Source organism: Mycobacterium heckeshornense (genome assembly GCF_016592155.1).
Taxonomy (GTDB): domain Bacteria; phylum Actinomycetota; class Actinomycetes; order Mycobacteriales; family Mycobacteriaceae; genus Mycobacterium; species Mycobacterium heckeshornense.
In genome coordinates, this window is record NZ_AP024237.1 from 1,543,373 (window position 1) to 1,564,857 (window position 21,485).

The window sequence follows — 21,485 nt, forward strand, 5'->3', positions numbered from 1 at the left end:
GTGGGCTCCCGGTGACCAGGACTCTGCCCGCCGGGCTTATGGCCAGCGCCGTCGTCGCGGCGTCGAGCGCCAATTTGGGTCCCGGTTTCGACAGCGTTGGTCTGGCGCTGAGTCTCTATGACGAAATTATGGTCGAGACAACGGATTCCGGCTTGACCGTCGAAGTCGAAGGTGAAGGCGCCGGTCAGCTGTCACTGGACTCTGGTCATTTGGTGGTTCGGGCAATCCAATGCGGCCTGGACGCCGCGGCCATCGGTGTTTCAGGTCTGACGGTACGATGCCGCAACGCCATTCCGCACTCGCGCGGACTTGGCTCGTCAGCCGCTGCTGTCGTCGGGGGTCTTGCGGTGGTCAACGGCCTTGCCGCGCAAGCTGATTTGACGCCGTTTGACGAAACTCAACTCATCCAGCTGGCCTCCGAATTCGAAGGCCACCCAGACAACGCCGCAGCGGCGGTACTCGGCGGTGCGGTGGTGTCGTGGACTGACCGTAGCTGCAATCCGCCCGCCTATTCGGCGGTGCCGTTGCGTTTGCATCCCGACATCCACCTATTCCCCGCGATCCCCGAAGAGCGCTCGTCGACCGCCGAGACCCGGGTAATGCTGCCCGCGCAGGTCAGCCATTACGACGCCAGTTTCAACGTCAGCCGCGCCGCGTTGCTGGTCGTGGCACTCACCGAGCGGCCGGATCTCTTGATGGCGGCCACCGAGGACGTCCTGCATCAGCCACAACGGGCAGCCGCGATGCCGGCGTCGGCGGAATACCTCAGGTTGCTGCGGCGTTACGACATTGCGGCGGTGCTGTCCGGGGCCGGGCCCGCGGTGATCGGGTTGACGACGGAACCGGAGTTGCCTCCCGAAGCGGTGGAGTACGGGGCCGCAAACGGATTTAGCGTTAGCGAGATGACTGCTGGTGACGGAGTTCGCTGGGGTTCGGGCGTCGCGGTTCCCCGTTGATCCACACCATCTCGGGCGGGGTTTCTTGCTTCCGGCCGGGAACCGGGCTATCCTCGGACCCGTCCAGCAATCGCAGCATCTGCATCTGCATCGATACTGTCTTGCCCCTAGGACAACCACCAAATTCTTCTCGTGGACGATGGTTCGCCACTTATGCCGCCAATCCAGGCGATCACCGTTGCCGAGTTGATGGTTGGAGGCACTCGGTGCTTTGGCTGAGTGCAACGAACCCCCCGCTTGACGAAATCAGCCGGGGGAAGAAAGGAAATCCGTGACTGATACGGACCTGATCACGGCGGGAGACAGCACCAACAACGACAAGCTGTCGAGTTCCGTGACTTCACAGACTGCTTTGCCCACTGACTCCAACGCCGAAAGCGCGGCGCCATCCGAAGCCGGGACCGCCGTGTCGGGCGGGTCGCTGTCGGCGATGGTGCTGCCCGAGCTGCGCGCCCTGGCCAATCGCGCCGGCGTCAAAGGCGCGTCGGGCATGCGCAAAAACGAATTGATTGCCGCGATCCGAGAAACTCAGGGCCAGGCGAACGGCGGGCAATCTGACGGCACAGCGTCACCCGACAGCGATCAGAGCGCGGGCGACGCTGCGGGCGCCCACGTCGAAGCGTCGGCCGGATCGGCCGTTGCCGAAGCGTCAGGCCGGGAACGACGCAGCGCCGCGCGAGAGCCCGGATCGCCCGCCGCGACGGCCGTCGCTGAGCAGGGCGAAGTCGACCAGGTCGACGCGGTGCACGCTGAAACCGCCGAGCCGGACACCAAGGTAGAGCAAGCCGAGAAACCCGGCGAAGTCGGCGTCGATCAGCAAGGTCCCGACGGGCAGGGGCGCGCCGACGAGGAGGGAGAGGGCCGGCAAGGCCGCCGGGGACGACGGTTCCGCGACCGCAGGCGCCGTGGTGAACGCCTAGGCGAGGGCGCCGACGCCGAGCTGCGGGAAGACGACGTCGTTCAGCCGGTGGCAGGCATTCTTGACGTTCTCGACAATTATGCGTTTGTGCGCACTTCCGGTTACCTGGCCGGCCCGCACGACGTCTACGTGTCGATGAACATGGTGCGAAAGAACGGCTTGCGCCGGGGTGACGCCATCACCGGTGCTGTTCGGGTGCCCAGGGAGGGCGAGCAGCCCAACCAGCGGCAGAAGTTCAATCCGCTGGTGCGCCTGGACAGCGTCAACGGCGGGCCGGTCGAGGACGCCAAGAAACGTCCGGATTTCGGCAAGCTGACCCCGCTGTACCCCAACCAGCGGCTCCGTCTGGAAACGTCCACGGAGAAGCTGACCACCCGGGTCATCGACCTGGTGATGCCGATCGGTAAGGGTCAGCGCGCGCTGATCGTCTCGCCGCCGAAGGCCGGCAAGACCACGATCCTCAAGGACATCGCCAACGCGATCACCAAGAACAACCCGGAATGCCACTTGATGGTCGTCCTCGTCGATGAGCGGCCAGAAGAGGTCACCGATATGCAGCGCTCGGTCAAGGGTGAGGTGATCGCCTCCACCTTTGACCGGCCGCCGTCAGACCACACCACAGTTGCTGAACTTGCGATCGAGCGAGCCAAGCGGCTCGTCGAGCAGCGTCAAGATGTCGTCGTCTTGCTCGACTCGATCACCCGGTTGGGACGCGCCTACAACAACGCCTCGCCGGCGTCAGGGCGCATCCTTTCCGGCGGCGTGGACTCCACGGCGCTCTACCCGCCGAAGCGGTTCCTCGGGGCCGCCCGCAACATCGAGGAAGGCGGTTCGCTGACGGTGATCGCGACGGCAATGGTGGAGACCGGCTCGCAGGGTGACACCGTGATCTTCGAGGAGTTCAAGGGCACCGGCAACGCCGAGCTCAAGCTGGACCGCAAGATCGCTGAACGGCGCGTCTTCCCCGCGGTCGACGTCAACCCCTCCGGCACCCGCAAGGACGAGCTGTTGCTGTCGCCCGACGAGTTCGCGATCGTGCACAAGCTGCGGCGGCTGCTTTCCGGCCTGGACCCGCATCAGGCCATCGACTTGCTGATCTCGCAGCTGCGGAAGACGAAGAACAACTACGAGTTCCTCGTGCAGGTGTCCAAGACGACTCCGGGCAGTCTAGACACCGACTAAGAGCCGCGACGCCGACCGGCGTGACAGCGCTCACACCGGCCCCGCTTAAAGTGATGAGCCGTGGCCGAAACCATCCAGCAGCTGTTGCGCGAGCGGATCGACGATCCGACGCGAGCGGTGAAGTACGGCGACCGGGTGTGGACGTGGCGCGAGCATCTGGCCGAGGCGGCCACGATGGCGGCGGCGTTGCTCGGCATCGCAGATCCCCGGCGGCCGCTGCACGTCGGGGCGCTGCTGGGCAACACTCCTGAGATGCTGACGGCTATGTCCGCCGCGGCGCTGGGCGGATATGTGCTCTGCGGGATCAACGACACCCGCCGCGGGGCTGCGCTGGCAAACGACATTCTGCGCGCCGACTGCCAGCTCCTGCTTACCGATCGCGAGCACCGGGATCTGCTCGACGGTCTGGAGTTGCCCGGTGTGCAGGTATTCGACACCTCGAGCGGTGATTGGTCGGAGTTGCTGGCGTCGGCTGGTCCGCTGACACCCCACCGCGAGGTCGCTGCGGGTGACACCTTCATGATGATCTTCACGTCGGGGACCAGCGGTGAGCCGAAAGCAGTGCAGGTAACACATTTGACGGTCCTTTTCGCCGGCTCGGCATTAATCGAGCGGTTCGAGATCACCGCGGACGATGTCTGCTACCTGTCGATGCCGCTGTTCCACTCCAACGCGTTGCTGGCCGGGTGGAGCGTGGCGGTGGGAGCCGGTGCGGCCATGGTTCCGGCCAAATTCTCGGCATCCCGGTTGCTTGCCGACCTGCGCCGCTACGGGGCGACGTTCATGAACTATGTCGGCAAGCCGTTGGCCTACGTGCTTGCCACACCCGAGCAGCCCGACGACCGCGACAACCCGCTGCGGGTGGCGTTCGGCAACGAGGCCAGCGATCGTGATATCGCCGAATTCAGCCGGCGCTTCGACTGCACGGTATGGGACGGGTTCGGGTCCACCGAGGGCGCGATCATCATCACCCGCGAAGACGGCTGTCCGCCAGGGTCGTTGGGCCGCGGTTTTCCCGGCGTCGCGATCTACAACCCGCAGACCGGTACCGAATGCCCGCCGGCCGTATTCGACGACCACGGCGCCCTGGCCAATCCTGAGGAAGCGATCGGCGAACTGGTCAATACGTCGGGAGCCGGCTTGTTCGCCGGCTACTACAACGATCCCGAAGCCACAAGCGCCCGGCTTCGGGACGGCATGTTCTGGTCGGGCGACCTCGCTTATCGAGACACGGATGGCTGGATCTACTTCGCGGGGCGGAGCGCGGACTGGTTGCGCGTCGACGGGGAAAACATGACCACCGCGCCCATCGAACGTATCCTGCAGCGGCTGCCGGCGATCAACCACGTCGCGGTCTACGCAGTGCCCGACGAGCATGTCGGCGACCAGGTGATGGCTGCAATTGTGTTGCAAGACAACGCCGATCTGACACCCGAAGAGTTCGGCGGGTTCCTCGCGGCGCAGCCCGACCTGTCACCGAAGGCGTGGCCGAGGCATGTCTGGCTCACCGATCGCTTACCGACTACGGCAACCAACAAGGTCCTAAAGCGCGAGTTGATCGCGCGGGGTGCCAGACCCGATGGCGGCGTGCTGTGGACGCGGGTGGGACGCGGCAACAGCTACGTCGTCGTGGATCGCCGTCCAAGCGACCAAAAGGCCTACGAGGTAAGCCACGGTTAGCTGCCGCGTCACTCGACCGGGAATGCCCGGGCTCATTCGGGTGTTTTGGGCCTATGGTGGTTGACCTGGCATAATCGACCGCCAGACATCCCGGGCAAGCTCAGGTTGGCAGTTCAGACCTCACCGCCGGATCGGGTTGTAGGCGACCCGGCGGCCACGATCGAAAAGGACATCATGAAATCCGGCATTCACCCGCCATACGTCGAGACCACGGTTGTGTGCAGCTGCGGCAACACCTTCCAGACCCGCAGCACCAAAGAGAGCGGTCGCATCGTGGTGGAGGTGTGCTCGCAGTGCCATCCGTTCTACACGGGCAAGCAGAAGATCCTCGACAGCGGCGGACGGGTGGCTCGCTTCGAGAAGCGGTACGGCAAGCGCAAGACCGGCGCCGACAAAGAAGCCCACGTCGAGAAGGCCAAGGCCGACAAGTAGCCGGCTGACCGACGCCCGAACTGTCGCGGAACTCCGCGGAGGCCGGGCGTCGTTTGGTGTTCGGGGCAGGAGGTTGACATGACGCAAAGCGTGCAGGCGATCGACGCGCTGCTTGCCGAACACGCTGATCTCGAGCGTCGGTTGGCCGACCCCGAACTGCACAGCAATCCTGCCGCAGCCCGCAAAGCCGGACGCCGCTTCGCACAGCTGGCGCCGATCGTCGCCGCCTACCGCAAACTGGAGTCGGCGCGCGGCGACCTGGAGACCGCCCGGGAACTGGCAAGCTCCGATGAGTCGTTTGCCGCTGAGGTGGCCGAACTGGAAACGCGGGTGGCCGAGCTGGACACCCAACTCACCGACATGTTGGCGCCGCGTGATCCGCATGATCCCGACGACATCGTGCTGGAGGTTAAGTCCGGTGAAGGCGGGGAGGAGTCGGCGCTGTTCGCTGCCGACCTGGCCAGGATGTACATCCGCTACGCGGAGCGCCGCGGCTGGACGGTGACGGTCCTCGACGAAACCACTTCAGACCTGGGCGGCTACAAAGACGCGACACTATCCATCGCGAGCAAGGGCGACTCCCCGGACGGGGTGTGGTCGCGGATGAAGTTCGAAGGCGGCGTGCACCGGGTGCAGCGGGTGCCGGTGACCGAATCGCAGGGCAGAGTGCACACCTCGGCGGCCGGGGTGCTGGTATACCCCGAACCCGAGGAAATCGGCGAGGTGCAGATCGATGAGTCAGATCTGCGCATCGACGTCTACCGATCCTCGGGCAAGGGCGGACAGGGCGTCAACACCACCGACTCCGCGGTGCGAATCACCCATCTACCCACCGGAATCGTCGTCACCTGCCAAAACGAGCGCTCGCAATTGCAAAACAAGACCCGCGCACTGCAGGTGCTGGCGGCGCGGCTGCAGGCGATGGTCGAGGAGCAGGCACTGGCGGACGCATCCGCGGACCGGGCGAGCCAGATCCGCACCGTGGACCGCAGCGAACGCATCCGGACCTACAACTTTCCGGAAAACCGCATCACCGATCACCGGATCGGGTACAAAGCACACAATCTCGATCAGGTTCTCGACGGTGACCTGGACGCGTTGTTCGACGCACTGGCCGCCGCCGACCGGCAGGCGCGATTGCAGCAGGCATGACGACGCAATTGCGACAGGCAATCGCCTGCGCGGCAGCGGTGCTCGCAAAGGCGGGCATCGACTCGGCGCGCTATGACGCCGAGGAGCTGGCCGCACACCTGGCCGGGGTCGAGCGTGGCCGGTTGCCGCTGCTCGACCCGCCCGATGATCAATTCTTCGACCAGTACCACGACCTGATCAATGCGCGGTCCCGGCGGGTGCCGCTTCAGCATCTCACCGGGACGGTGGCCTTCGGCCCGGTGACGTTGCGGGTTGGCCCCGGCGTGTTTATCCCGCGCCCCGAAACCGAGGCCATGCTGGAGTGGGCTTGCACGCAACGGCTTGGGGCCGGGCCGGTGATCGTTGACCTCTGCACCGGATCCGGCGCTCTGGCGGTCGCGTTAGCCCGGCACTGGCCGGGGGCGCGGGTGATCGCCGTCGACGACTCTGTGGCCGCGCTTGACTACGCCCGTTGCAACGCAGCGGGCACCGCCATCGAAGTCATCCTTGCTGACGTCACAGCCCCGGGTCTGCTTCCCGATCTTGACGGTAAGGTCGACCTCCTGGTCGCCAACCCGCCTTACATCCCGGACTGTGCTTCACTGGAAACTGAAGTAGCTCAACATGATCCACCGCACGCGGTGTTCGGGGGGCCGGACGGGATGATGGTGATCGGCGCCGTGGTCGACATCGCCGGACGCTTTTTGCGCCCGGGTGGTCTGTTCGCCGTCGAGCACGACGACGCGGCATCGGCGCAAACTGTCGAAATGATTGTCAAAACAAGGTGTTTCGACGACATCGTTGCTCGACGAGACTTCGCGGGCCGACCGCGGTTTGTCACCGCCCGCAGGACGGGTAAGCGGTGACCGAACTGTTCGACTGTCGGGACCCCGGTCAGCGCTCCCGCGGTATCGCATCAGCGGTCAAGGCCGTCAAGAGCGGCAGGCTGGTGGTCATGCCGACCGACACCGTCTACGGCATCGGCGCCGACGCTTTCGACGGGTCTGCCGTGGCCGCGCTGCTGGCGGCCAAGGGACGCGGGCGTGACATGCCGGTCGGCGTGTTGGTCGGCTCCTGGCAGACCATCGACGGACTGGCCCTCAGCGTACCGGAGGCGGCGCGGCAACTGATCCGCGCCTTCTGGCCCGGCGCGCTGAGCCTAGTGATCCAACACGCTCCGTCGCTGCAATGGGATCTCGGCGATGCCCGCGGCACCGTGATGCTGCGTATGCCGTTGCACCCGGTGGCGATCGAGGTGCTGCGCGAAGTCGGGCCGATGGCGGTGTCCAGCGCCAACATTTCCGGTCAACCGCCCGCGGTCGTCGTCGACGACGCCAGGCGCCAACTCGGCGACCTCGTCGACGTCTACCTCGACGCGGGCCCCTCCGCCGAGCAGACAGCCTCCACGATTGTGGACTTGACTGGCCTTAGCCCCCGCATCCTGCGCTCGGGACCGGTCAGCGCCGAGGCCATCGGACGGGTCCTCGGCTTGGATCCTGCGAGTTTGACGGACTGACCCGTGCAGTACGGTCTCGGCGTGGTTAGCGATGCCGACAGCCTGGCCGCCGGCCTGCTCGCCTTGTCCGACCGCGGCGCGGGAGTCCCGCTGCGCGAACTTGCGCTCGTCGGGCTGACCGCTGCGATCGTCACCTATTTCACGACCGGGCCGGTGCGGGTGATGGCCACCCGATTCGGGGCGGTGGCCTATCCCCGGGAACGCGACGTACATGTCACACCGACGCCCAGGATGGGTGGGCTTGCGATGTTCCTGGGCGTCGTGTCCGCGGTCTTTTTGGCATCCCAGCTTCCGGCCCTGACCCGAGGTTTCGTCTATTCCTCGGGCATGCCCGCGGTGGTGGTGGCGAGTGCGGTGATCATGGGCATCGGGCTGATCGATGACCGGTGGGGTCTGGACGCCCTTACGAAGTTCGCCGGCCAGATCACCGCGGCCAGCGTGCTGGTCACCATGGGCGTGGCCTGGAGCGTGCTCTATATCCCGCTCGGCGCCGTCGGCACCATCGTGTTGGACCAAGTCTCCTCGATCCTGCTCACCCTGGCGCTGACTGTGTCGATCGTCAACGCGATGAACTTCGTCGACGGGCTCGACGGATTGGCCGCAGGGTTGGGCCTCATCACGGCGCTGGCGATCTGCATGTTCTCCGTCGGCTTACTGCGCGACCACGGGGGCGACGTGTTGTTCTACCCCCCGGCGGTGATCTCAGTGGTACTTGCCGGGGCATGTCTGGGCTTTCTGCCGCATAACTTTTACCCGGCCAAGATCTTCATGGGTGACTCCGGTTCGATGCTGATCGGGCTGATGTTGGCCGCTGCGTCGACCACCGCTGCGGGACCGATATCGCAGAACGCTTACGGCGCGCGTGATGTGTTCGCTTTGCTGTCGCCCTTCCTGCTGGTGGTGGCGGTGATGTTTGTGCCGATGCTCGACCTGCTGCTGGCGATCGTGCGGCGCACCCGCGCCGGGCGCAGCGCGTTCAGTCCCGACAAGATGCACCTGCATCATCGCCTGCTGCAGATCGGGCATTCGCACCGGCGAGTGGTGCTGCTGATCTATCTGTGGGTAGCCATCGTAGCGTTCGGCACCGCGAGCACGATTTTCTTCAACCCGCGCGACACCGCAGCAGTGATGCTGGCGGCGATCGCGATTGCGGTTGTCGCCACGTTGGTGCCTCTGCTCCGCCGTCGCGACGATATCTACGACGAGGAGTAGTAGGACAGCCTTTGATGTGGTACGGTGCAGGTAGAACCCCGAATGAACCTCGCGGGTTGCCGGCCCACCCGGCCGTCGGAGAGTTCTCCGAGCGGGCCGCTGTACGACCGACATAGGGAGCTATCCCTTGGGTGATTCCAGCGCGACGACGGCCCTCCGATACGCTCTACGGGCCGAGCAACGATCAGCCAGGCGACTCCCCCATACCCGGGATTGAGGTGCAGCAGTGACGACGCCAGCGCAAGACGCGCCGTTGGTGTTTCCCTCTGTTGCGTTCCGGCCGGTCCGTCTGCTTCTGATATCTGTCGCGCTGACCGCCGCCGCCATCCCGATCGCTCACTGGCTCGGAAACCTGATGCTGGGTGTGTTCTTTGGCATCGGTCTGCTCATGGGTTTGCTCAACGCCGTCCTGGTGGCGCGGTCGGTGTCGGTGATCACGGCTAAGGCGCATCCGCTGAAAAGGAGCATGGCGCTGAATTCGGCGACACGGCTGGCGTTCCTCACCGTGATCGGTCTGGCCATTGCGTTTGCTTTCCGCCCTGCCGGGCTAGGGGTGGTGTTCGGACTGGCACTGTTTCAGGTGTTGCTCGTGGCTTCGACCGCACTGCCGGTGTGGAACAAGTTGCGCACCGGAGCCACGCAGTCGGCTTCGGGCGATGAGCGCACGGAAGGGACGGCACACAGCGATGATTGAGACAATTTTGGCTGACGCGCAAATCGAAGTCGGCGAGCACACCACAGCCAAATGGTTCGGGCTCACGGTCAACACCGACACAGTGCTCTCGACCGTAATCGCCGCGGTGATCGTGATCGCCCTCGCATTTTATTTGCGCGCCAAGGTCACCGCGACCGGCGTGCCCAGCGGGGTGCAGTTGTTCTTCGAGGCGATCACCATCCAGATGCGCAACCAGATCGAGAGCACGATCGGCATGCGGATCGCCCCCTTCGTGCTGCCGCTGGCGGTCACCATCTTCGTGTTCATCCTGATCTCGAACTGGCTCGCTGTGCTGCCGCTGCAGGTCACCCAAAACGGGCATCCCACCGAGCTGCTCAAGCCGGCGGCGGCCGACATCAATTACGTGTTAGCGTTGGCGCTCTTCGTCTTTGTGTGCTACCACACGGCGGGAATCGCGCGACGCGGCATCCTGGGCCATCCGGTCAAGTTGCTCAAGGGGCATGTCGCGGCGCTGGCGCCGATCAACATGGTCGAGGAAGTCGCGAAGCCGATCTCGCTGTCGCTGCGACTCTTCGGAAACATCTTTGCCGGCGGGATCATGGTGGCGCTGATCGCGCTATTTCCGCCGTATATCTTGTGGGCACCCAACGCAATCTGGAAGGCGTTTGACTTGTTCGTCGGGTTCATCCAGGCGTTTATTTTTGCGCTGTTGACGATCTTGTACTTCGCTCAGGCGATGGAGCTGGAAGAGGAGCACGGATAAGGCAGCCTCGAAATGGCACACCGGGTCACCACCACGAGAGCTTGGTAGACGGCTACCAGACATCAAGGAGGATATGGAATGGCAGCGTTAGATCCACAAATCGCCGCTGGCGCCCTCATCGGCGGCGGATTGATCCTGGGCGGGGGTGCGGTCGGTGCCGCGATCGGTGACGGTGTCGCCGGTAACGCACTGATCTCAGGCATTGCCCGCCAGCCGGAAGCGCAGGGGCGGCTTTTCACTCCGTTCTTCATCACCGTCGGCCTGGTGGAGGCCATGTACTTCATCAACCTGGCCTTCATGGCGCTGTTCGTTTTCGCCACCCCGGTCAAGTAATCCGCTGAGATGGGGGATATGAGCGCCATCGTCCTGGCCGCGGGCCAGGCAGCCGGGGAGGGCGGCAGCAACAACTTCCTCCTCCCCAACGGCACTTTCTTCGTCGTGCTGGTCATCTTCCTGATTGTGCTTGGCGTCATCGGCACTTTCGTCGTGCCGCCGATCATGAAAGTGCTGCGTGAGCGCGAATACATGGTCGACAAGACGTTGGCCGACAACAGGCGGTCGGACGAGCAATTCGCTGCCGCACGCGCCGACTATGAAAACGCGATGGCGCAGGCCCGGCTCGAGGCCTCGGCCATCCGCGACAGCGCCCGCGCCGAGGGCCGCAAGGTCTTGGAGGAGATGCGGGCCCGTGCCGAAGAAGAGGTGAACGCGACTCTGCAAAGCGCCAGCGAGCGGCTGAAACAAGAGGGCGACGCTGTGGCGGCGGATCTGCGTTCCCACGTAGAAACCATGTCGGCGACCTTGGCGCGGCGAATCCTCGGCGTCGATATCGCCTCGGCGGCGCCCGCGGGATCGGAGCGGTAAGCGGCAATGTCGACGTTTATCGGGCAGCTGGCCGGATTCGCGGTGATCGTGTTCTTGCTATGGCGCTACGTCGTGCCGCCCGTGCGCGGGCTGATGACGGACCGACAGAAGGCTGTCCAGCAGGAACTGGACGAGGCAGCGGAAGCGGCAAAGCGGCTGGAGGAAGCCAGCCGGGCGCATGCCAACGCGGTCGAGGAGGCCAAGGCTGAGGCACAACGCATCATCGACGAGGCCCGCGCCGACGCCGGGCGCATTGCCGAACAGCTGCGCGACCAGGCCGACGCCGAAGTCGAACGCATCAAAGTGCAAGGCGCCAAGCAGGTCGAGCTGTTGCGTGCTCAGCTTGTCCGACAGCTTCGACAAGACCTCGGGTATGAATCCGTGCAGCGGGCAGGCGAATTGGTGCGCGAGCATGTCGCCGATACCGCGCGGCAATCCGCCACCGTCGATCGGTTCCTGGACGAGCTCGACGCCATGGCGCCGTCGCAGACAGGCGTCAAGTATCCCGTGTTGGCGAAGATGCGCTCGGCTAGTCGCCTGGCACTGGGTAACCTGGTGCAGCGGTTCGAGGAGGTAGCCGACCACGTCGACGACCGGGGGTTGTCGAATCTGGCCGACGACCTGGCGGCGGCGGTGCAGCTGCTGCATCGCGAAACGGTGGTGACTAGGTATCTGACCCTGCCGGGCGAAGACGCCGGACCCAGAATTCGCCTGATTGAGCGGTTGGTGGCCGACACGGTTGGCGAGCCAGCCCTCGAGGTGCTTCGGGCGGCGGTCACCGAGCACTGGTCTGCCAGTTCGGATTTGGTCGACGCCGTCGAACATCTAGCGCGGCAAGCATGGTTGGCGCGCGCCGAACGGGCCGGCCAAGTCGATGAGGTGGAAGACCAGCTGTTCCGGTTCAGTCGGGTTTTGGCTGCCCAGCCGCGTCTTGCCTTGCTGCTCGGCGATTACGGCACGCCCGCCGACCGGCGGGTCGAGTTGCTGCGCAATGTGCTCGACAGGGCAGGGGGGGTCAACGCGATCACGGCCGCACTGCTGGCGCAGACGGTGCAACTGACCCGCGGCAAACCGGCCGAGGAGGCAGTACTCGAACTTGCCGAAGTGGCGGTAGCCCGGCGTGGCGAAATCGTGGCTCACGTCAGCGCCGCGGCGGAACTCGACGACGCCCAGAGGACCCGCCTCACCGAAATCTTGAGCCGTATTTACGGTCATCCCGTGACGGTCCAGATGCAGATCGAACCCAAACTGCTGGGCGGGCTGGCGATCACTGTCGGCGACGAGGTGATCGACGGTACGCTCTCGTCTCGTCTCGCCGCCGCCGAGAGCCAGCTCCCCGACTGATAGAACCAGCCATCACATCGAGCAGGAAGACGAATAGCAATGGCCGAGTTGACAATCTCCCCGGACGACATCCAGGGCGCCATCGAGGAGTATGTGAGCTCTTTCACCTCCGAAACGGCCCGCGAGGAAGTCGGCACCGTCATCGACGCCGGGGACGGCATCGCGCATGTCGAGGGTTTGCCCTCGGTGATGACCCAAGAGCTGCTCGAGTTTCCCGGAGGCATTCTGGGCGTGGCGCTCAACCTCGACGAGCACAGCGTCGGGGCGGTGATCCTCGGCGAATTCGAGAAGATCGGGGAAGGCCAGCAGGTCAAGCGCACCGGACAGGTGCTGTCCGTCCCGGTCGGTGACGGATTTTTGGGCCGGGTCGTCAATCCGCTCGGGCAGCCCATCGACGCCCGCGGCGACATCCCCGCCGAAACCCGCCGGGCGTTGGAAATCCAGGCCCCCTCGGTGGTGCAACGTCAGGGTGTGAAAGAGCCGCTGCAGACCGGCATCAAGGCCATCGACTCGATGACCCCGATCGGCCGCGGCCAGCGGCAGCTGATCATCGGCGACCGCAAGACCGGCAAGACCGCCGTCTGCGTCGACACCATCCTCAACCAGCGTCAGAACTGGGAGAGCGGAGACGAGAAGCTGCAGGTGCGCTGCGTCTACGTGGCGATCGGGCAGAAGGGTACCACCATTGCCGCGGTGCACCGGGCCCTCGAAGAGGGTGGCGCAATGGACTACACGACGATTGTCGCCGCGCCGGCTTCGGAGTCTGCCGGATTCAAATGGCTGGCGCCATATACCGGTTCGGCAATCGGCCAGCATTGGATGTACCAGGGCAAGCATGTGTTGATCGTCTTCGACGACCTGTCCAAGCAGGCCGAGGCCTACCGGGCCATCTCGTTGCTGCTGCGCCGCCCCCCGGGCCGCGAGGCTTACCCGGGCGACGTCTTCTACCTGCACTCACGGCTGCTGGAACGGTGTGCCAAGCTGTCCGACGAACTCGGGGGCGGTTCGCTGACCGGGCTGCCGATCATCGAAACGAAGGCCAACGACATCTCGGCCTACATTCCGACCAACGTCATCTCGATCACCGACGGGCAGTGTTTCCTGGAGACCGACCTGTTCAATCAGGGGGTGCGCCCGGCGATCAACGTCGGGGTATCGGTGTCGCGGGTAGGCGGCAACGCGCAGATCAAGGCCATGAAGGACGTCGCCGGGTCGTTGCGCCTAGACCTGTCGCAGTATCGGGAACTGGAAGCCTTCGCCGCCTTTGCCTCCGACCTGGACGCCACCTCAAAGGCTCAGCTAGAACGGGGCGAACGTCTGGTCGAGCTGCTGAAACAGCCGCAGTACCAGCCGATGCCCGTCGAGGAGCAGGTAGTCTCGATTTTCCTGGGAACCCAGGGCCACCTCGACTCGGTGCCGGTGGAAGACGTCCGACGCTTCGAAAGCGAATTCCTCGACCACGTCCGGGCCTCCGAGGAGGACATCCTCAAAGAGCTCCGCGAATCCCAAAAGCTCACCGACGAGCTCAGTGACAGGCTGGCCGAGGTGGTCAACCAATTCAAGAAGGGCTTCGCGACAACCAGCGGCGTCTCGGTGGTGCCCGACGAGCACGTCGAGGCGCTCGACGAAGAGAAACTGGGTAAGGAAGCGGTGCAGGTTCACAAGCCCGCACCGAAGAAGAAGAAGAAGTAGCAAAAGTGGCTGCCACACTTCGTGAGTTACGCGGACGGATTCGTTCTGCGGGGTCAATTAAAAAGATCACCAGGGCGCAGGAGCTGATCGCGACCTCGCGTATCGCCAGGGCACAGGCCCGGCTTGAGGCGGCACGGCCCTATGCCGCCGAAATCACCCACATGCTCACCACTTTGGCCACCGAAGCCGCGCTAGATCATCCGCTGCTCGTCGAGCGCCCCGAACCTAAGCGCGCGGGGGTTCTGGTGGTGTCCTCTGATCGGGGCCTGTGCGGCGCATACAACGCCAGTGTGTTTCGCCGCGCCGAGGAACTCTTCTCGCTGCTCCGCTCAGAAGGCAAGGCCCCGGTGCTGTACGTTGTCGGTCGTAAAGCACTGAGCTACTACAGTTTCCGCAATTGGGACATCACCGAATCGTGGACGGGGTTTTCGGAGCAGCCTAAGTACGAGAATGCCGTGGAAATCGCCTCGACGCTCGTCGAGGCATTCATGGCCGGCACCGACGAAGGTAGCAAGGCCCGCGAGTCAGACGCTGAAGGTGTAGACGAGCTGCACATCGTTGCTACCGAGTTCAAGTCGATGTTGTCGCAATCGGCTGAAGCGCGGCGGATCGCACCCATGGTCGTGGAGTACGTCGAAGAACCGCCTACAGTGCGAACGCTCTATTCGTTCGAACCGGACGCGACAACGCTATTCGAGTCGTTGTTACCGCGATACCTGACCACTCGTGTCTACGCCGCGCTGCTCGAAGCGGCAGCCTCCGAGCTGGCGTCACGGCAGCGGGCGATGAAATCAGCCACCGACAACGCCGACGATCTCATCAAAGCCCTGACGCTGGAAGCCAACCGTGAGCGACAGGCCCAGATCACCCAGGAAATCAGCGAAATCGTCGGTGGTGCAAACGCGTTGGCCGAAGCTGTCGGCAGGTAAGCCCAATAAGGAAGCGAAACGACATGGCAACTACTACCGAGAAGTCCACCTACAAAGAAAGCCGCGGTGTTGTGGGTAACGGCAAAAGCACTGACAGCAACGGACGCGTGGTGCGAGTCACCGGGCCCGTGGTCGACGTAGAATTCCCGCGCGGTTCGGTGCCGGCCCTGTTCAACGCCCTGCACGTCGACGTCACGTTTGAAGCGCTCGCGAAAACCCTGACGCTAGAGGTTGGTCAACACCTCGGCGACAACCTGGTGCGCTGCATTTCTTTGCAGCCCACCGACGGATTGGTGCGCGGCGTCGAAGTCATCGACACTGGTACCTCGATCTCGGTGCCGGTAGGTGAAGGCGTCAAGGGCCACGTGTTCAACGCCCTGGGCGACTGTCTGGACGACGAGGGCTACGGCAAAGATTTCGACCACTGGCCGATCCACCGCAAGCCGCCGCGGTTCGATGAGCTCGAGCCGCGCACCGAGATGCTCGAGACCGGCCTGAAGGTCGTTGATTTGCTGACGCCGTACGTACGCGGCGGCAAGATCGCGCTGTTCGGCGGGGCCGGTGTGGGCAAGACGGTCCTGATCCAGGAGATGATCAACCGCATCGCCCGCAACTTCGGCGGCACATCGGTGTTCGCGGGGGTGGGTGAACGCACCCGTGAGGGCAATGACCTGTGGGTTGAGCTCCGCGAAGCAAACGTGCTCAAGGACACCGCGCTGGTTTTCGGTCAGATGGATGAGCCGCCGGGAACCCGCATGCGGGTGGGGTTGTCGGCGCTGACCATGGCCGAATGGTTCCGTGACGAGCAGGGTCAGGACGTACTGTTGTTCATCGACAACATATTCCGTTTCACCCAGGCCGGCTCCGAGGTGTCTACGCTGCTGGGTCGAATGCCGTCGGCCGTGGGTTACCAGCCGACACTGGCCGACGAGATGGGTGAGCTGCAGGAGCGAATAACGTCGACTCGGGGACGCTCGATCACGTCGATGCAGGCTGTCTACGTACCTGCCGACGACTACACCGACCCCGCGCCGGCGACCACCTTTGCGCACCTGGACGCCACCACCGAGCTGAGCCGCACGGTGTTCTCCAAAGGCATTTTTCCTGCTGTCGACCCGCTGGCGTCCAGCTCGACAATCCTGGATCCGGGCATCGTCGGTGATGAGCACTATCGGGTGGCGCAGGAGGTTATCCGGATTTTGCAGCGGTACAAGGATCTTCAGGACATCATCGCGATTCTCGGCATCGACGAGTTGTCCGAGGAAGACAAGCAGTTGGTGCAGCGCGCCCGGCGCATCGAGCGGTTTTTGTCGCAGAACATGATGGCAGCCGAGCAGTTCACCGGGGTACCCGGCTCGACGGTGCCGGTCAAGGAAACCATCGAGGCGTTCGACCGGCTGTGCAAAGGCGAGTTCGACCATGTGCCGGAGCAGGCGTTCTTCTTGATCGGTGGCCTCGACGACTTGGCCAAGAAGGCAGAGAAATTCGGCGCAAAACTTGAAGGCAGCAGCCGCAAAAACGGGGGATCCAAGAAGGACGAAAGCGCCGGTACATCGAGCGGCGCTAACCAGGCCGGGAACAAACACAAATCGGACGAAGGCGACTAGCGGGCGATGAGCGTATCTTTCGACAGTATCGGCTTGCGTCGCCGAGGGGTGATCTGACGTGGCCGAAATGGACGTCGATATCGTTGACGTCGACCGAAAGATGTGGTCGGGCAAGGCAACATTTATCTTCACTCGCACCACTGTCGGCGAGATCGGAATTATGCCAAGGCATATCCCGTTGGTAGCCCAGCTGGTCGAGGATGCGATGGTCCGCGTCGAACGCGAGGGCGAGGAGGATTTGCGCATCGCAACGCACGGGGGGTTCTTGTCGGTGACCGAGCAAGGTGTCACCATTCTCGCCGAATCTGCTGAGTTCGCATCCGAGATCGACGAGGCGACCGCCAGGCATGACGCCCAGTCCGGCGATCCGCGGATCGCCGCACAGGGCCGAGCCAGGTTGCGCGCCTTGGGTGTACTGGACTAGCGGCGCCGATGAGCGCGCCCATGATGATCATGGTCGCGCTGGTTTGTGTGCTATTTCTGGCCGTCGTTGTCCTCAGCTATCGGCTGTGGAAGCTCCGCCAGGGCGGTACGGCGGCAATTCTGCGCGACACGCCGGCCGTAGGAGGTCAGGGGTGGCGGCACGGCGTGGTCCGCTACCGCGGCGGTGAAGCTGTGTTTTATCGGTTGTCCAGCGTGCGCTGGTGGCCCGATCGCCGGCTCAGCAGACGAGGGATCGAAATTATCGCGCGCCGTTCACCGCGCGGCGATGAGTTCGACATCATGACCGACGAGATCGTCGTGCTGGAATTACGTGACGCTACCCAGGATCGGAGGTGGGGTTACGAAATCGCGCTGGACCGCGGTGCTTTGACCGCGTTCCTGTCATGGTTAGAATCCCGCCCGTCACCGCGTGCGCGCCGCCGCACCATGTAAGACCGCCGAATCTCTGATGGGACTTCAGTTCTCAGGCTGCCCCGTTTGCCCACCGCCTGGCTGCCAGAGTACGTCGCCATCGGCGTTGGCCAGTCGCGACATGATGAAGAGCAGGTCTGAGAGCCTGTTCAGATACTTTGCCGGCAGCGTGCTGACTCCTGATGGATAGGCGTCCACCGCTGCCCAGGCTGAGCGCTCGGCGCGACGCACCACGGTGCGTGCGACGTGCAATAGCGCAGACAACGGTGAACCACCAGGCAACACAAACGAATTCAAGGCCGGCAGATCAGCATTGTACTGGTCGCACCACTTCTCCAGCCGGTCGACGTAGGCCTGGGTGATTCGCAGCGGCGGATGTTCGGGATTTTCTACCACGGGAGTCGAGAGGTCCGCCCCGGCATCGAACAGGTCGTTTTGGATTTGCCGGAGTACATCAGCGATTTGCTCGTCCGGCTGGCCTATCGCGATGGCGACACCGATTGCTGCGTTCGCTTCGTCGCAGTCGGCATATGCGACCAGTCGGAGATCGTTTTTCGAGACCCGGGTGAAATCACTCAAACCGGTAGTTCCGTCGTCGCCGGTGCGGGTATAGATGCGGGTGAGGTGAACGGCCATACCTCAAACGTACTGGGCTGACTGACAGGCCGGTACCGCCTCACTAAACTGGCCCGAGTGGGCGAGCGTTTCGTGGTGACCGGCGGGAACCGGTTATCGGGCGAAGTTGCTGTCGGGGGCGCCAAGAATAGCGTGCTTAAGCTGATGGCGGCCGCGCTGTTGGCCGAAGGCACCAGCACGATCACCAACTGTCCAGACATCCTCGACGTCCCATTGATGGCCGAGGTACTTCGCGGCCTGGGCGCGAGGGTGGAACTGTCAGGTTCGACCGTGCGGATCACCTCCCCTGACGAGCTCAAGTACGACGCCGATTTCGCGGCGGTACGGCAGTTTCGGGCCTCGGTGTGTGTGTTGGGTCCGCTGGTCGGCCGGTGCAAGCGCGCGAAGGTCGCACTTCCAGGTGGTGATGCCATCGGATCGCGGCCTCTGGACATGCACCAGGCGGGTCTGCGACAGCTGGGGGCGGACTGCAACATCGAGCACGGCTGTGTGGTCGCTCAAGCGGAAACGTTGCGCGGCGCGGAGATTCAGCTGGAATTTCCGTCGGTAGGCGCCACCGAAAATATCCTGATGGCCGCGGTGCTGGCCGACGGTGTGACGACCATTCACAACGCGGCACGCGAACCCGATGTAGTCGACCTGTGCACGATGTTGAATCAGATGGGCGCACAGGTGGAGGGCGCAGGCTCGCCGACGATGAAGATCACCGGGGTACCGCGGCTCTACCCCACCGAGCACCGGGTGATCGGTGACCGCATCGTCGCCGCCACCTGGGGGATCGCCGCGGCCATGACCCGCGGCGATATCACGGTCACCGGTGTCGACCCCTCTCATCTGCAGGTGGTGCTGCACAAGTTGCACGACGCCGGCGCCACCATCACGCAGACCGACGACAGCTTCCGGGTTGTTCAGTACGAGCGTCCGAAGGCCGTCAACGTCGCGACGTTGCCGTTCCCGGGGTTCCCGACCGATCTGCAGCCGATGGCGATCGCTTTGGCCTCGATCGCCGACGGGACATCGATGATCACCGAGAACGTGTTCGAAGCGCGGTTCCGCTTCGTCGAGGAGATGATCCGACTCGGTGCCGACGCGCGCACCGACGGGCACCATGCCGTGGTGCGGGGCCTCCCGCAACTTTCCAGTGCGCCGGTGTGGTGTTCGGACATCCGCGCCGGGGCCGGCCTGGTGCTGGCCGGACTGGTGGCTGACGGCGACACCGAGGTCCACGACGTCTTTCACATCGACCGGGGCTATCCGTTGTTCGTGGAAAACCTCGTTAGTCTCGGCGCCGAGATCGAACGCGTAGAATAACGACCAGTTCGAGAACCCGCGTCTCTCCGAGAAACGGGGCGACGCAAAAAGAGTTGACGCTTGCCCTGCGGCGGAGTATAGTTGCAGGGTTGCCTGTTGGCGGGTGTTGTTTGAGAACTCAATAGTGTGTTGGTGGTTTTGTTTGTTGTTTTTGCCGTGCCCTGATTTTCCCCGTGTTGGGGTGTGGTGTGTTTTTTGTCGGGGTTTTCTCTGAGTGGTTTTGTTTGGAGAGTTTGATCCTGGCTCAGGACGAACGCTGGCGGCGTGCTTAACACATGCAAGTCGAACGGAAAGGCCCGCTTCGGTGGGTGCTCGAGTGGCGAACGGGTGAGTAACACGTGGGTGACCTGCCCTGCACTTCGGGATAAGCCTGGGAAACTGGGTCTAATACCGGATAGGACCGCGCCATGCATGTGGTGTGGTGGAAAGCGTGTGGTAGTGGTGTGGGATGGGCCCGCGGCCTATCAGCTTGTTGGTGGGGTGATGGCCTACCAAGGCGACGACGGGTAGCCGGCCTGAGAGGGTGTCCGGCCACACTGGGACTGAGATACGGCCCAGACTCCTACGGGAGGCAGCAGTGGGGAATATTGCACAATGGGCGCAAGCCTGATGCAGCGACGCCGCGTGGGGGATGACGGCCTTCGGGTTGTAAACCTCTTTCACCATCGACGAAGCCGCAGCTTTTGTTGTGGTGACGGTAGGTGGAGAAGAAGCACCGGCCAACTACGTGCCAGCAGCCGCGGTAATACGTAGGGTGCAAGCGTTGTCCGGAATTACTGGGCGTAAAGAGCTCGTAGGCGGCTTGTCGCGTTGTTCGTGGAATGCCACAGCTTAACTGTGGGCGTGCGGGCGATACGGGCAGGCTGGAGTGCTGCAGGGGAGACTGGAATTCCTGGTGTAGCGGTGGAATGCGCAGATATCAGGAGGAACACCGGTGGCGAAGGCGGGTCTCTGGGCAGTAACTGACGCTGAGGAGCGAAAGCGTGGGGAGCGAACAGGATTAGATACCCTGGTAGTCCACGCCGTAAACGGTGGGTACTAGGTGTGGGTTCTTTCCTGAAGGATCCGTGCCGTAGCTAACGCATTAAGTACCCCGCCTGGGGAGTACGGCCGCAAGGCTAAAACTCAAAGGAATTGACGGGGGCCCGCACAAGCGGCGGAGCATGTGGATTAATTCGATGCAACGCGAAGAACCTTACCTGGGTTTGACATGCACAGGACGCGTCTAGAGATAGGCGTTCCCTTGTGGCCTGTGTGCAGGTGGTGCATGGCTGTCGTCAGCTCGTGTCGTGAGATGTTGGGTTAAGTCCCGCAACGAGCGCAACCCTTGTCCCATGTTGCCAGCACGTGATGGTGGGGACTCATGGGAGACTGCCGGGGTCAACTCGGAGGAAGGTGGGGATGACGTCAAGTCATCATGCCCCTTATGTCCAGGGCTTCACACATGCTACAATGGCCGGTACAAAGGGCTGCGATGCCGTGAGGTTAAGCGAATCCTTGTAAAGCCGGTCTCAGTTCGGATCGGGGTCTGCAACTCGACCCCGTGAAGTCGGAGTCGCTAGTAATCGCAGATCAGCAATGCTGCGGTGAATACGTTCCCGGGCCTTGTACACACCGCCCGTCACGTCATGAAAGTCGGTAACACCCGAAGCCCATGGCCCAACCCGTTTGGGAGGGAGTGGTCGAAGGTGGGATCGGCGATTGGGACGAAGTCGTAACAAGGTAGCCGTACCGGAAGGTGCGGCTGGATCACCTCCTTTCTAGGGAGCACCGTGGATTG

General features: G+C 63.6%; 20 protein-coding genes and 1 rRNA gene. 20 read left to right on the top strand and 1 reads right to left on the bottom strand.

Going from position 1 to position 21,485, the window contains the following annotated elements:
* Nucleotides 1–38: 38 nt before the first annotated feature.
* The 18 genes from thrB to MHEC_RS07570 all read left to right on the top strand — a co-directional run bounded on the left by thrB (nt 39) and on the right by MHEC_RS07570 (nt 17,779).
* Entirely contained in the window at nt 39–956 is a 918-nt protein-coding gene (thrB, locus tag MHEC_RS07485; protein WP_216360905.1) for a homoserine kinase, read from the top strand.
* 271 nt (nt 957–1,227) lie between these two features.
* Entirely contained in the window at nt 1,228–3,057 is a 1,830-nt protein-coding gene (gene rho / locus MHEC_RS07490; protein ID WP_048891701.1) for a transcription termination factor Rho, read from the top strand.
* Between the two features lie 60 nt (nt 3,058–3,117).
* The gene (gene fadD1 / locus MHEC_RS07495) at nt 3,118–4,737 is read left to right on the top strand and encodes a fatty-acid--CoA ligase FadD1 (protein WP_048891702.1); all 1,620 of its coding nucleotides are present in this window, start codon (nt 3,118–3,120) and stop codon (nt 4,735–4,737) included.
* 174 nt (nt 4,738–4,911) lie between these two features.
* On the top strand, nt 4,912–5,169 hold the full coding sequence (rpmE, locus tag MHEC_RS07500) for a 50S ribosomal protein L31 (protein ID WP_048891733.1): 258 nt from the start codon (nt 4,912–4,914) through the stop codon (nt 5,167–5,169).
* A gap of 78 nt (nt 5,170–5,247) precedes the next feature.
* Entirely contained in the window at nt 5,248–6,321 is a 1,074-nt protein-coding gene (gene prfA / locus MHEC_RS07505; RefSeq protein ID WP_048891703.1) for a peptide chain release factor 1, read from the top strand.
* Nucleotides 6,318–7,166: a peptide chain release factor N(5)-glutamine methyltransferase gene (prmC, locus tag MHEC_RS07510; RefSeq protein ID WP_048891704.1), complete on the top strand. Its 849-nt coding sequence runs from the start codon at nt 6,318–6,320 to the stop codon at nt 7,164–7,166. The genes prfA and prmC overlap by 4 nt, the downstream gene beginning before the upstream one ends.
* Nucleotides 7,163–7,816: an L-threonylcarbamoyladenylate synthase gene (locus MHEC_RS07515; RefSeq protein ID WP_048891705.1), complete on the top strand. Its 654-nt coding sequence runs from the start codon at nt 7,163–7,165 to the stop codon at nt 7,814–7,816. The genes prmC and MHEC_RS07515 overlap by 4 nt, the downstream gene beginning before the upstream one ends.
* A 3-nt stretch (nt 7,817–7,819) precedes the next feature.
* A complete protein-coding gene (locus tag MHEC_RS07520; protein WP_048891706.1) occupies nt 7,820–9,028 on the top strand; it encodes a glycosyltransferase family 4 protein in 1,209 nt (402 codons plus the stop codon).
* A 226-nt stretch (nt 9,029–9,254) separates the two neighbouring features.
* The gene (locus tag MHEC_RS07525; protein ID WP_048891707.1) at nt 9,255–9,722 is read left to right on the top strand and encodes an ATP synthase subunit I; all 468 of its coding nucleotides are present in this window, start codon (nt 9,255–9,257) and stop codon (nt 9,720–9,722) included.
* Complete coding sequence (atpB, locus tag MHEC_RS07530) at nt 9,715–10,467, top strand: F0F1 ATP synthase subunit A (protein WP_048891708.1); 753 nt, start codon at nt 9,715–9,717, stop codon at nt 10,465–10,467. The genes MHEC_RS07525 and atpB overlap by 8 nt, the downstream gene beginning before the upstream one ends.
* 78 nt (nt 10,468–10,545) lie before the next feature.
* Nucleotides 10,546–10,800 carry a F0F1 ATP synthase subunit C gene (locus MHEC_RS07535; RefSeq protein WP_003922242.1) on the top strand — a complete coding sequence of 85 codons (255 nt, stop codon included), beginning with the start codon at nt 10,546–10,548 and terminating at the stop codon, nt 10,798–10,800.
* A gap of 9 nt (nt 10,801–10,809) precedes the next feature.
* Nucleotides 10,810–11,331 (top strand): F0F1 ATP synthase subunit B, encoded by a 522-nt coding sequence (locus MHEC_RS07540; protein ID WP_048891709.1) that lies wholly within the window; start codon nt 10,810–10,812, stop codon nt 11,329–11,331.
* A gap of 6 nt (nt 11,332–11,337) precedes the next feature.
* Nucleotides 11,338–12,675, top strand: coding sequence for a F0F1 ATP synthase subunit B/delta (locus MHEC_RS07545; RefSeq protein WP_048891710.1), 1,338 nt, complete (start codon nt 11,338–11,340; stop codon nt 12,673–12,675).
* Nucleotides 12,676–12,714: 39 nt separating this feature from the next.
* Complete coding sequence (atpA, locus tag MHEC_RS07550) at nt 12,715–14,367, top strand: F0F1 ATP synthase subunit alpha (RefSeq protein WP_048891711.1); 1,653 nt, start codon at nt 12,715–12,717, stop codon at nt 14,365–14,367.
* A 5-nt stretch (nt 14,368–14,372) separates the two neighbouring features.
* Nucleotides 14,373–15,296: a F0F1 ATP synthase subunit gamma gene (locus MHEC_RS07555; RefSeq protein WP_048891712.1), complete on the top strand. Its 924-nt coding sequence runs from the start codon at nt 14,373–14,375 to the stop codon at nt 15,294–15,296.
* 23 nt (nt 15,297–15,319) lie between these two features.
* A complete protein-coding gene (gene atpD, locus MHEC_RS07560; protein WP_235434800.1) occupies nt 15,320–16,903 on the top strand; it encodes a F0F1 ATP synthase subunit beta in 1,584 nt (527 codons plus the stop codon).
* 58 nt (nt 16,904–16,961) lie between these two features.
* Nucleotides 16,962–17,327 (top strand): F0F1 ATP synthase subunit epsilon, encoded by a 366-nt coding sequence (locus tag MHEC_RS07565; protein ID WP_048891713.1) that lies wholly within the window; start codon nt 16,962–16,964, stop codon nt 17,325–17,327.
* Between the two features lie 8 nt (nt 17,328–17,335).
* Nucleotides 17,336–17,779 carry a DUF2550 domain-containing protein gene (locus tag MHEC_RS07570; RefSeq protein WP_048891714.1) on the top strand — a complete coding sequence of 148 codons (444 nt, stop codon included), beginning with the start codon at nt 17,336–17,338 and terminating at the stop codon, nt 17,777–17,779.
* Between the two features lie 24 nt (nt 17,780–17,803).
* On the opposite strand, the gene MHEC_RS07575 is transcribed toward MHEC_RS07570, so the two are convergent.
* On the bottom strand, nt 17,804–18,394 hold the full coding sequence (locus MHEC_RS07575) for a cob(I)yrinic acid a,c-diamide adenosyltransferase (RefSeq protein WP_048891715.1): 591 nt from the start codon (nt 18,392–18,394) through the stop codon (nt 17,804–17,806).
* A gap of 57 nt (nt 18,395–18,451) precedes the next feature.
* On the opposite strand from MHEC_RS07575, the gene murA reads away from it, so the two are divergent.
* Both murA and MHEC_RS07585 read left to right on the top strand, forming a co-directional pair.
* Entirely contained in the window at nt 18,452–19,705 is a 1,254-nt protein-coding gene (gene murA / locus MHEC_RS07580) for a UDP-N-acetylglucosamine 1-carboxyvinyltransferase (protein WP_048891716.1), read from the top strand.
* 221 nt (nt 19,706–19,926) lie between these two features.
* Nucleotides 19,927–21,465: ribosomal RNA gene (locus MHEC_RS07585) — 16S ribosomal RNA — on the top strand.
* The last annotated feature ends 20 nt before the right edge of the window (nt 21,466–21,485 follow it).